This is a genomic window from Sphingobium limneticum (assembly GCF_008710165.1).
GTDB lineage: Bacteria > Pseudomonadota > Alphaproteobacteria > Sphingomonadales > Sphingomonadaceae > Sphingobium > Sphingobium limneticum.
This window is the reverse complement of sequence record NZ_VYQA01000044.1, coordinates 1-8,952: the sequence shown is the minus strand read 5'-3', so window position 1 is coordinate 8,952 and position 8,952 is coordinate 1. Positions and strand designations below refer to the sequence as shown.

The following is an 8,952-nucleotide window of genomic DNA, read 5'->3' as shown; positions in this document are numbered from 1 at the left end:
AGGCCTGCGCCTCATAGCGCCCGAGGCCGGTCAAAAACGACCGGATTCTGGAAGGTTACCTCCCAGAATGACTGACGCCTTGGGCTAGAAAACGGCGAAAGCGAGGCCAATGGCCGGCTCTGCCAACCCTTTTTCCGCAGCCTGTTAATTCCGCAAACGACGGATTAATCGCTTCCACTGCTGTTCGTCATTCATTCAGTCCGGGTTATCTGGTCTGCGAGGCGAGGGAGCAAATCGTTCAGGATGGCCCCGACAGCGCGAGCAGCGCAAATGCGCTCCGACTGTCTCCATTGCGGTGTTCCAGCAGTGGGCAAGGAACCAACGGTTGAGTTTATCGGCATCGAGAACTCCTGAGTGACCGCATTTACAGATGATGAAGAGATTGGCCTTTCGGCGCTCGTAATCACCGAGATTTCTGAGTGTGGCGTTGGCGGACATGAACCCCGTTCAGCGTCTCATGCTGCTTTTGGTAGCGGCTCTTTTTCGACCCGCTTGCCACCAAGAAAATGCCAAACCCTAGCTTGGCTCTTGCTGCCCAAATCGGTCAATTCCAACGAATAGTGTTCCCGAATAGGATCATTCTCGCCCACCGGAACCATGAGGTAACTCATAGCCAGCTTGCCGGTCTTTTCGCCATCCATCGAAATCTCGTAGTTGATATCGCTGCCGCCAGACAGGTCTTCAATGCTCATGCCGAGGTCTTGCGCGACTTCGATAAAGCCGTTGCGGGGGCCGCTTCTGCCATGAATGTCGATGTGGGCAGCGAGTGCGTTGAACGCTTCTTCCAGCTTATCCATTTCATGTTCCAATCCGAGTCGTGGTGATGAGAGCATGAGAACAAATACAGAACGGAATGGCAAGGGAAATGACATTCCGAGAGCGGAACAAAAAAAGAACAAATGACCAATCGGTTTGATCGGACTATGCCGGGTCAGGTGTCTGATTCGGTGCCTAAGTGATGTTTGAACCCATACCCATCCTCGTAGCCATGCCTGATTTGCCGATGCTGATGATCAGCGCGTCGGCCGGTTTTCCGTCGCCTGCTCAAGATGACATGGAAGAGCCGATCAATCTCGCGGACTGGCTGATCGAGCATCCAGCAGCGACCTACATCATGCGCGTAGAAGGCTATTCCATGGTCGGCGCTGGTATCACCGATGGGGATCTGATCGTCGTCAGCCGGGCAAAGAAGCCGGTGCCAGGACACATCGTCGTCGCTCTTGTGCATGGCGATCGGACGTTGAAGCGGCTCCGCCGTCGTGAAGGCCGTTTCTGGCTAGTGCCGGAAGCAGAAGGCTATTCCGAAATCATCGTGGACGAGCATGTTGAGATTTGGGGCGTGGTCGTAGGACTGGCCCGCAAATACGCATGAGCGCGCCCGTCGCCCTGATCGACTGCAACAATTATTATGTGTCCTGTGAACGAGCGTTTGATGCCAGCCTAGTTGGCGTCCCGGTCATCGTGCTTTCGAATAATGATGGCTGCGCGATTGCCCGATCCGGCGAGGCCAAGGCGCTTGGCATCAAAATGGGTGATCCGGTTCACCTGATCCGCGACAAGATCAAGGCGCACGGCATCCGCGTCCTGTCATCGAATTACGCGCTCTACGGCGACATGCAGCGCCGGGTGGTTGCCGCGATTGAGCCGTTTGCCCGCGATTTCGAAATCTACTCGATTGATGAGACGTTCATAGATTTTGCGGGTTTCGAGCATCTGGATTTGGCTGCTCATTCCAGAGACATGCGCGAACAGGTCAGGCAGTGGACCACCATTCCAACTTGCGTGGGCATTGCGCCGACAAAGACGCTCGCGAAGCTGGCGAATGCGGCAGCGAAGAAGAACCAGTTATTCGATGGCGTGGCAGATCTGCGCGATGAGGGTATCCGCAAATGGGTGCTGGATCAGTTCGAAGTTGGCGATGTCTGGGGCGTGGGTCGGGCTACGGCTGAGAAGCTGGCAGCGCTCGATATCAAGACGGCTGGCTGTTTGCGGGATATGGCGTTGAAACATGCGCGTGGGATCGGCGGCGTGGTTCTTGAGCGCCTAATTGCTGAACTGCGCGGCGTCCCTGCGAGCGCCATCGAAACTGTTGAACCCCAACGCAAGGGCATGGCTGTCACGCGGTCATTTGGAACGCCTATCACCGACTTGGACATGCTCATGGGTGCCGTCACACAATATGCGATGCGCGCCGGTGAGAAGTTGCGACAGCATGGCTTGGTCGCTGGCAGACTGACTGTGTTTTTCCATACCAATCGGCACAAGCAGGATCGACCCCAATACAGCGCGACACGAACACTTGGGATGCAGCCGATGACCAACGATGGTCTGACGTTGCTGGCATATGCTCGTCGCGGCGTGGAGAGCGCATGGCGTAACGGTTATGGGATCACCAAGGCAGGCGTGATGCTGGAAGACCTAATAGATGCTGATAAACGACCGCTGACGCTGTTCGAAGAAAACAACGAGCGCCGGGATCGGCTCATGGCTGCGATGGATGAGGTCAACAATCGGTTCGGGAAATTCAAAGCCGTTCCTGCAAGTCAGGGCTTCAAGCGCGAATGGAAAGCGCGTTCAGATAGCAGATCGCCCAATTACACGACCCGCATCGCGGAAGTGCCATCCGTCAAAGCGAGGTAGTATGCCGACCAAGTGATTTCATCTGAGTGGATCGTGTTCGCTGACCGATGGTTAGAGCATCACCCCTCAAGGAGAGCATCATGAGCAACGACAGCACGATTTCGACGCTTAACGGCCTGATTTCTACGACGCTTGATAGCATGAAAGGCTATCAGGATGCCGCTAAGGATGCTGAAAGCACCCAGTTCGCTACGATGTTTGCTGAATTCGCCCGCGACCGTAGCGCAGCGGCAACCGATTTGCAGGCAGAAGTCCGCCGTCTCGGTGGGAACCCCGAAGATGATAGCAGCTTCCTCGCCGCTGCCCATCGGACCTTCATGGATTTGAAGCAGGCGATCACGGGCAAGGATGACAAAGCGATCATTCAGGAAGTCGAACGTGGCGAAGATCACATCAAGGCGAAATTCGAAGACGCACTGCGTGATACCGATCTCGACCCATCTTCGCGCCCTGTAGTCGAAAAGGCGTTCGTTTCTGTCAAGGAAGGCCATGACAAGATGAGCGCACTCAAGCACAGCTTCGCTTAAAACAGACAGGGGGTCGCCTAAAGTGGCGGCCCCATTCTGATATTTTGCACGGTGAGGGAACGGCGATGGTTGCGGAGTTCAGCTTGCTCGATGGAAACCCGGTCACGATCAATTTAGATCAGATCGATTATTTCCAGCCCAGCGATGAAGGAACACTGGTTGTATTCACGAACGGCAGCAATATGGAATTGCTCGATAGCTACGACGCTGTGGCAGACGTGCTGAACCCTGAAAAGCAGGCCGGTATCTGAATTATTGCGGGGTTGCGGTGCCGGGTCCGTCTACGATCATGGCGACGCAATTGCGGATGGTCGTCCATTTCAAAAGAAGCTGATATTCATGCTCCTTCATGCAAACGTCGATCATCATCTGTAGGTAAGCGCCAACTTCGTCTCCATACTGATCGATGAGCGTTCGCGCTTCTGCCCAGCACTCAGCTTCGTCGGGTGGCTGTAGGTCTGTCATATCAACAAATCCTGATCCGGTGTCGGTCCCGGCTTCCGAACCCACAGCGCTGATGTGGCATCGACTATGACCTTTGCAGCAGGGTATGGCTGATCGAACTGGAACAGATCTTCCAGCGGCGCGGTTAGCCAAGTGTCCCAATGCTCAGGGTCGATGATGACCGGCGAACGGTCGTGAATGTCGATCAACTCAGGGGCGTTCTCTGTCATAACGCCTGTATAGACATTCCCCCATTCCGCGCTGTCGTTCCACAGGCCTGCCCATGCGAAAATCGGCTGGTCCTTCACCGCCAGCCATGTCTCCGTCATGCGACCTCGTTCGCCAACGGCCTCTGCGTAACGCGCGGTAGGGATGAGGCATCGGTTGGCTGGACTAGCGGCCCATCGCCGCCAAAAGGTGTTTAGCTTGTCGAAGCGCGCATTATTCACCGGCTTAGGTTTCAGGGGCAGTCCGGTCTTCTTGCTTTTGAGGGAAACGGGAAAGCCCCATGTCATCTGGTCAAGGACACGCTCACCGCCGATCAGGCGAATGACGCTGCCGGGTTCTTTGGGATGGACCTGCAACGGGCCTTCATTGAACCGAGCGCCGACCTTTGCGCCAAACAGGTTCAGCACCTTTTCCGTGTGTCCGCGTTCTGCCCGATTGCACATACGGGAAAGGTGGTTCGCGGGGAAGGGCAAGTCAAGCCAGCGTCGCCGCATCCGCCCATGTTTAGACCCGACAACAATCTGCTGCCGGGTCTATCTAGAGTTTAGATTGAGAGGTTCAGGCTCCAGTTGTTTCGACCAGCATAGCATTTCGCGATGTTCGCCAGTTGAGAGTTGGCCGCTGCTGATGCCGCTTGAGCGCTGCCTGCTGTTGATGCCAATGCCAATTGCGCGCTGCTGAGCGATGCGCTCTGTGCCGAAGATGCGCTCTGTATTGACGCAGAGTGTGAACGTGATGCCGATGCCGACCTATCGGCGGCTTGTATCTGCTCGATTTCCTCATGAGCGATCATTTTAGCCTGAACGACCGGCATATTCTCGTGGATATGCTTCGTCATGGTCAGGTCGAGCATATCGCAACGCTTCTTGGCCATGGCAAAACCATCCCGCGCAATCTGGCGTTGGATATCTAGCGCGCTGATTTCAGCGCTGATGCGATTAACCTCCGCGTAGGCGTTTCGAGTTTCTTCAATCAATTTGTCGATAGCATTGTCTGCCATTCTGTTCTCCTTCGTTTCTTATAATTATCGCATCACTTCACATCTTGTGGAGGGGCCAAAGGGACGCTCAAGAGGATCAATGCCTTCTCGATAGCGAGTGCCAAGGGACACTCAGGGTCTTCGCTGCGCCTGATTTTGATGTCCTGCTTCATGATCGCTGCGGCGTCTGCGGCCGGTAGCGGATCGGCTTTAATTTCCACCGGCTTGGTCATGGCTTCGGGAAGAAGAATAGCTCTTCGTCATTCTCGGCAAAGAACTGCTCTGCGGCTTCGTCCGTGGTCACGACTTCCTTGTCACGCGCATCGACCCAGACGCCCACGTTGCTGTCTCGATAGTCGAACGGATCGAGCATCGTGCGACCTTCATCGAACAATTCGACATATGGATTTACGGTGTATGGAGCGAACAGGTAGGTGGATGCGACCTTGCCCTCCTGATGCTCACCGATGCCGATTTCAGCGAACAGCAACGACGTAACCCTTGTGTAGAGCTTCGTGTCGGAGAGTGGACGAGCGTAAGGGAAGACGACCATTATGCCGGGACGGGCAGCAGGACCGAACTCTGTCTGCGTATCAATGAGAAGGTAGGTGTAGCCCAATTCATCAAGGCGCTTTTGAAGCTGATGCTTCACCTTGTAGGGGTAATCAATGAAGCTGGCAGTCATCTGAGTGATTTCGCTTTTCAGATGGTTCTTCGTATATTCCGCGAACGACATATACTGCTCGATAGAGTGCTTGCTCATGTGATGGATCAGGTTGAGAAGAACGTCCTTGAGGGACAAGTGAATGAATGTATCACCGTTGACTTCGTGTTCTTCACTGTAGAGCGATACAGTGTATGTGGAGTTTACGACATTGCGCTTGGCTCTGCCTGCCCACATGCTGATATGATGCGTAGGTTGTGTCATTGGGTTCTCCTATTTCTGACACAACTATTTATAAAACTATCGTCAAATCGCGTTCATAAGGATCGAATTGCCCTGTGATTAAATAGGTGCATGACAAGGATCACAATCAATGGCGAACTTCGCACTCTGGAAGACTGGGAAAAGGAAAGCGGTGTCCCTGCTGACACGATCAAGGAGCGCCATCTTCTCGGCTACTCAGGATCGATACTTTTGCTCTCTAAGCGTGACTGGCGACTGTCCGACGATCTAGCAGATGCAGAGCCAGCGGATGATTACGAGAAGGCCATCCGCAAAATGATAAAGGCTGAAATCCCGCAATTCAGGTTCGACATCATCGTTGAGCTATGCAGGGATATTGGCCTTGGCGTGTTCAAGCCCAGCGCATTGAGACGCAACCTGTCTCGCGGCAATCAGCGCAGCGCGGTCCTGACGAATACCATGAATGAGCCTGCGGACGGCGGGCTGCTGAGTTTCTATGGGCCGAAGGGCAAGCCGCGCATGTCGTGGATGAAGGAACGCGCCGACCAGTGGCGACGATGGCAAACGCCTTACGAGAATTGACGGTTGGATGCTCACCAAGGACTGCTCAGTCTTGCCGTCATGGGAAAGCCCGGTCCAATGGCCGGGCTTTTCTCATTTGCTAGCGGGGCGGACTTCTCGAATTTCCCTGATGCTCTTGGCTATCTCCGTGAAGTAGGTTTTCTGCTCCTCACCGATCTTTTCCAGCGATCGTTCCATCCGCGTCTGGCTGTCCTTGAAGTGGCCAATGTCCTTCTCCAGCACAATGATTTTCTCTCGGTCAGCGGCGCGCTGTTGCTCGACCTCATGCAATCGGCGCTCTGCTTCCTTCACGTCTGATCGCGTTTCCTTGATGTCATCATTGAGCTTGCTCACAATGCCCTCTAGCTTGCCGGTCATCCATTCCCGATCCTCTTTCCTACGCTCAGACATCACTCTCATAACCCATCCTGCGATAGCGAGCAGACCGACAATGATTGAGATATAGATGCCTAATGTCGTGAGATTTAGGGTTGGATCTTTGGGTGCCGGGGCGGGAGGCTGAACCATCGTTGAGATTGTTACTGGCGTTCCCTCTGGAATAATGTGTGCCGGTTTTTCGACGGACATTAGACACCGCCATTCAGCGCATCACCGATTAAGATGGCTACGCCTGCAATGCCGGATGGAACGCCGACGCGGATTAGCCATGTAAGCGCAAGGCTCTTCACTGCTGGAACTGCCCAGATGACGCGAGCATAGCGCTTCGCTCCATCGAATACGGCTTTCTTATTCACCTTCATCGTCAGCCTCCCACATGCCCTTGAGGGCTTCAACGAGGGCAGGGGCTTTTATTGCTGGCAGTGTTGCTGCTGGATCAACTGCGAATACGAACATGCTGGCCGATACGCGCTGCGCCTTGGCTGTGCCGAAATCGACAGTAGCGATACCGTTCTGATGGAATGTGACCGTCCCAATGCTTTCGCGGGTTAGGCCAAAAAGTGCTGCCATTTCGGCGGTCTTAAACGAGGCCAGGACGACCTCTGGTGTGTTAATCTGTGGCTTCTTCTTGGCCATCGGTCATCCCCTCAAAATGTGTGTCCGTGCGTTTATTTACGCATTGAAGGGACACACACTTTGTAGGACGAGCCGCAGGTCGACGTCGGTCCCGAAACAAGAATTAGGTAATTCACCGGGTAATCATCTGTTGATCTGACAGTTGAGCGGCCCCTCCGCGTTCAAGGGACGCCTTAACGCGGTACGGCCACAGCTTGGCGCTTGGGCTTTGCCTTATTGCGTCCGATTGCTGCTCCGCGACGTATCTCCCGGCGTCGTAATTTCAGCGAGGGTCTGCGTGACGAACGTCTTTGATCGTGCCTACTATTTGCGTAATTTGGAACGGAACATGAAGTTAGCTGATGAAGCCCGGATACCGGCAATTCGAGAGGCCCATCTTCGAATGGCGGAGTTCTATTTGCTGGCATTGGAGTTGAGCGATAAGATGGAGCCGGACCTACCAGCGGTCGTCAATCTGTGACGATGCTGTCTGGCGTCTATTGAGAGTGTTTCTCAAACGGAACAAATCAACAAATCAGAAATTATGTCCCTACCAATTTGGGAGGATGGGACATGGTAGATACACGTTACGAGCAGACGGGCCGCAAGAGCGGCGTAAGCGTTTGGGTTTGGGTCGCGCTGGCAGCAATTGTGATCGCCGGTGTGCTTTTCGCGACGGGCTTCTGGAGCGCGGACGTTAAGGAAGGTGCTCTGCCAGATGTCAGCGTGAAGGGCGGTGAACTGCCCAAGGTCGATATGGACAGCAAGGCTGTCGTGGTCGGCACGAAGACGGAAACTGTTGAGGTTCCGACCGTTGGGGTTAAGGACAACGGCGAGAAATAACACTCGTTCCCATAGCGAGGAAAAGGCTCTCTATAGTGATATAGAGAGCCTTTTTTGTTTAGGCTGCTGGAGTGATCGGCAGCGTTGGCGTGAAGGTGTTGCCCGCTGTAGGCTCTTCGCCATTCCACACCGCGATGATGTTCTGCAGTCGGGTGCGCTCTGCTTCTAGCTGGAACTTGCTGCCATTCAACATGCTTAGATGTTGGCCGATGATCTGCACAGTCGTCTGGTCAAGTGCGGTTTCCAGTTCTGCGCGGCCTGCTGTGACGGTTTCATCCACATTGGCAAGAAGCTGCTCAACAGCGGCCTTGCTCTGCTCGACAATCTCTCGCTGGGTTAGATTTGGGTTAGCGTATTGGGTCATTATTACTCACCTCTTGTGTTTTGCTGACTACTTATCGCTTTAGATAAAGGTCCACTTCGTTTTCGCGGTAATGCCGAAGCTGTGATAGTAGGCGCTCAGGTCTTGCTGGTAATAGTCGCCTTGATTGACCATGCCAGTGTCCTGATTTCCGCGAATTGCGAAGACATGTATCGTTGCATTGCCCGACGAGGCATCACCACCGCCGGGGCTATCAACGACGATATTGCGATATAGTGAAACGCTCTTGTTTCCGGTGTTGTTCTGACTGACCAACTCGTCACCTGATATCATCGTCTCAGAGGCCGTTTCGAAAGGGGTTGAGCGGCTGAGGTTCGTGTGATTCCGGGGGTTTTGCAGACAACCCGGAGATCTTGATGTGGACCCCAGCCACCCGCGTGCAGCATACGCGTGTTTCGAAGCGTTACCAGACGGATTTGAGCGATGC

At 54.2% G+C, this 8,952-nt stretch carries 17 protein-coding genes; 6 read left to right on the top strand and 11 right to left on the bottom strand.

Features of this window, described 5'->3' with window-relative positions; all coding sequences use genetic code 11:
• Positions 1-455: 455 nt before the first annotated feature.
• The gene (locus tag F4U95_RS24040; RefSeq protein ID WP_150426964.1) at positions 456-797 is read right to left on the bottom strand and encodes a hypothetical protein; all 342 of its coding nucleotides are present in this window, start codon (positions 795-797) and stop codon (positions 456-458) included.
• Positions 798-988: 191 nt separating this feature from the next.
• Between F4U95_RS24040 and F4U95_RS24035 the strand changes: the two genes are divergently transcribed.
• The 4 genes from F4U95_RS24035 (at position 989) to F4U95_RS24020 (ending at position 3,418) form a co-directional block, all read left to right on the top strand.
• Positions 989-1,372: a LexA family protein gene (locus F4U95_RS24035; protein ID WP_211364667.1), complete on the top strand. Its 384-nt coding sequence runs from the start codon at positions 989-991 to the stop codon at positions 1,370-1,372.
• Positions 1,369-2,640 (top strand): Y-family DNA polymerase, encoded by a 1,272-nt coding sequence (locus F4U95_RS24030; protein ID WP_150426963.1) that lies wholly within the window; start codon positions 1,369-1,371, stop codon positions 2,638-2,640. The genes F4U95_RS24035 and F4U95_RS24030 overlap by 4 nt, the downstream gene beginning before the upstream one ends.
• An 80-nt stretch (positions 2,641-2,720) precedes the next feature.
• Entirely contained in the window at positions 2,721-3,167 is a 447-nt protein-coding gene (locus F4U95_RS24025) for a ferritin-like domain-containing protein (protein ID WP_150426962.1), read from the top strand.
• 65 nt (positions 3,168-3,232) lie between these two features.
• On the top strand, positions 3,233-3,418 hold the full coding sequence (locus F4U95_RS24020; protein ID WP_150426961.1) for a hypothetical protein: 186 nt from the start codon (positions 3,233-3,235) through the stop codon (positions 3,416-3,418).
• 1 nt (position 3,419) lies between these two features.
• Here the strand turns inward: F4U95_RS24020 and F4U95_RS24015 are convergent, their stop codons facing one another.
• The 5 genes from F4U95_RS24015 to F4U95_RS23995 form a co-directional block, all read right to left on the bottom strand.
• Positions 3,420-3,632, bottom strand: a complete 213-nt coding sequence (locus F4U95_RS24015; RefSeq protein WP_150426960.1) for a hypothetical protein — start codon at positions 3,630-3,632, stop codon at positions 3,420-3,422.
• Positions 3,629-4,246: an SOS response-associated peptidase family protein gene (locus tag F4U95_RS24010; protein ID WP_246171708.1), complete on the bottom strand. Its 618-nt coding sequence runs from the start codon at positions 4,244-4,246 to the stop codon at positions 3,629-3,631. The genes F4U95_RS24015 and F4U95_RS24010 overlap by 4 nt, the downstream gene beginning before the upstream one ends.
• A gap of 137 nt (positions 4,247-4,383) precedes the next feature.
• Positions 4,384-4,839 carry a hypothetical protein gene (locus F4U95_RS24005; RefSeq protein ID WP_150426959.1) on the bottom strand — a complete coding sequence of 152 codons (456 nt, stop codon included), beginning with the start codon at positions 4,837-4,839 and terminating at the stop codon, positions 4,384-4,386.
• A gap of 32 nt (positions 4,840-4,871) precedes the next feature.
• Positions 4,872-5,051: a hypothetical protein gene (locus F4U95_RS24000; protein ID WP_150426958.1), complete on the bottom strand. Its 180-nt coding sequence runs from the start codon at positions 5,049-5,051 to the stop codon at positions 4,872-4,874.
• Positions 5,048-5,746 (bottom strand): hypothetical protein, encoded by a 699-nt coding sequence (locus F4U95_RS23995; protein ID WP_150426957.1) that lies wholly within the window; start codon positions 5,744-5,746, stop codon positions 5,048-5,050. The genes F4U95_RS24000 and F4U95_RS23995 overlap by 4 nt, the downstream gene beginning before the upstream one ends.
• A gap of 90 nt (positions 5,747-5,836) precedes the next feature.
• Here F4U95_RS23995 and F4U95_RS23990 point away from each other — a divergent pair, with 90 nt between their 5' ends.
• Entirely contained in the window at positions 5,837-6,307 is a 471-nt protein-coding gene (locus F4U95_RS23990) for a lysozyme (RefSeq protein WP_150426956.1), read from the top strand.
• 72 nt (positions 6,308-6,379) lie between these two features.
• Here the strand turns inward: F4U95_RS23990 and F4U95_RS23985 are convergent, their stop codons facing one another.
• From F4U95_RS23985 to F4U95_RS23980, 3 genes are read right to left on the bottom strand one after another with little or no spacing between them, the layout of a single operon-like run.
• Entirely contained in the window at positions 6,380-6,874 is a 495-nt protein-coding gene (locus F4U95_RS23985; RefSeq protein ID WP_150426955.1) for a hypothetical protein, read from the bottom strand.
• Positions 6,874-7,047: a hypothetical protein gene (locus F4U95_RS24705; RefSeq protein ID WP_161600454.1), complete on the bottom strand. Its 174-nt coding sequence runs from the start codon at positions 7,045-7,047 to the stop codon at positions 6,874-6,876. Before F4U95_RS24705 ends, F4U95_RS23985 begins: the two co-directional genes overlap by 1 nt.
• On the bottom strand, positions 7,034-7,321 hold the full coding sequence (locus F4U95_RS23980) for a hypothetical protein (RefSeq protein ID WP_150426954.1): 288 nt from the start codon (positions 7,319-7,321) through the stop codon (positions 7,034-7,036). The genes F4U95_RS24705 and F4U95_RS23980 overlap by 14 nt, the downstream gene beginning before the upstream one ends.
• 552 nt (positions 7,322-7,873) lie before the next feature.
• Here F4U95_RS23980 and F4U95_RS23975 point away from each other — a divergent pair.
• Positions 7,874-8,143, top strand: coding sequence for a hypothetical protein (locus F4U95_RS23975; RefSeq protein WP_150426953.1), 270 nt, complete (start codon positions 7,874-7,876; stop codon positions 8,141-8,143).
• Between the two features lie 58 nt (positions 8,144-8,201).
• Here F4U95_RS23975 and F4U95_RS23970 read toward each other — a convergent pair whose 3' ends face one another.
• Positions 8,202-8,507, bottom strand: a complete 306-nt coding sequence (locus F4U95_RS23970) for a hypothetical protein (protein WP_150426952.1) — start codon at positions 8,505-8,507, stop codon at positions 8,202-8,204.
• Positions 8,508-8,546: 39 nt separating this feature from the next.
• A partial coding sequence (locus F4U95_RS25015; RefSeq protein ID WP_211364043.1) for a hypothetical protein occupies positions 8,547-8,952 on the bottom strand: 406 nt, incomplete at its 5' end.

What these genes read in the sequence shown, in the direction of transcription:
- F4U95_RS23985 (WP_150426955.1), bottom strand. Translation starts at nt 6,874, where the DNA reads ATGTCCGTCGAAAAACCGGCACACATTATTCCAGAGGGAACGCCAGTA.
- F4U95_RS24705 (WP_161600454.1), bottom strand. Translation starts at nt 7,047, where the DNA reads ATGAAGGTGAATAAGAAAGCCGTATTCGATGGAGCGAAGCGCTATGCT.
- F4U95_RS24030 (WP_150426963.1), top strand. Translation starts at nt 1,369, where the DNA reads ATGAGCGCGCCCGTCGCCCTGATCGACTGCAACAATTATTATGTGTCC.
- F4U95_RS24035 (WP_211364667.1), top strand. Translation starts at nt 989, where the DNA reads ATGCCTGATTTGCCGATGCTGATGATCAGCGCGTCGGCCGGTTTTCCG.
- F4U95_RS24025 (WP_150426962.1), top strand. Translation starts at nt 2,721, where the DNA reads ATGAGCAACGACAGCACGATTTCGACGCTTAACGGCCTGATTTCTACG.
- F4U95_RS24015 (WP_150426960.1), bottom strand. Translation starts at nt 3,632, where the DNA reads ATGACAGACCTACAGCCACCCGACGAAGCTGAGTGCTGGGCAGAAGCG.
- F4U95_RS23970 (WP_150426952.1), bottom strand. Translation starts at nt 8,507, where the DNA reads ATGACCCAATACGCTAACCCAAATCTAACCCAGCGAGAGATTGTCGAG.
- F4U95_RS24040 (WP_150426964.1), bottom strand. Translation starts at nt 797, where the DNA reads ATGGATAAGCTGGAAGAAGCGTTCAACGCACTCGCTGCCCACATCGAC.
- F4U95_RS24000 (WP_150426958.1), bottom strand. Translation starts at nt 5,051, where the DNA reads ATGACCAAGCCGGTGGAAATTAAAGCCGATCCGCTACCGGCCGCAGAC.
- F4U95_RS24020 (WP_150426961.1), top strand. Translation starts at nt 3,233, where the DNA reads ATGGTTGCGGAGTTCAGCTTGCTCGATGGAAACCCGGTCACGATCAAT.
- F4U95_RS24005 (WP_150426959.1), bottom strand. Translation starts at nt 4,839, where the DNA reads ATGGCAGACAATGCTATCGACAAATTGATTGAAGAAACTCGAAACGCC.
- F4U95_RS23995 (WP_150426957.1), bottom strand. Translation starts at nt 5,746, where the DNA reads ATGACACAACCTACGCATCATATCAGCATGTGGGCAGGCAGAGCCAAG.
- F4U95_RS23990 (WP_150426956.1), top strand. Translation starts at nt 5,837, where the DNA reads ATGACAAGGATCACAATCAATGGCGAACTTCGCACTCTGGAAGACTGG.
- F4U95_RS23975 (WP_150426953.1), top strand. Translation starts at nt 7,874, where the DNA reads ATGGTAGATACACGTTACGAGCAGACGGGCCGCAAGAGCGGCGTAAGC.
- F4U95_RS23980 (WP_150426954.1), bottom strand. Translation starts at nt 7,321, where the DNA reads ATGGCCAAGAAGAAGCCACAGATTAACACACCAGAGGTCGTCCTGGCC.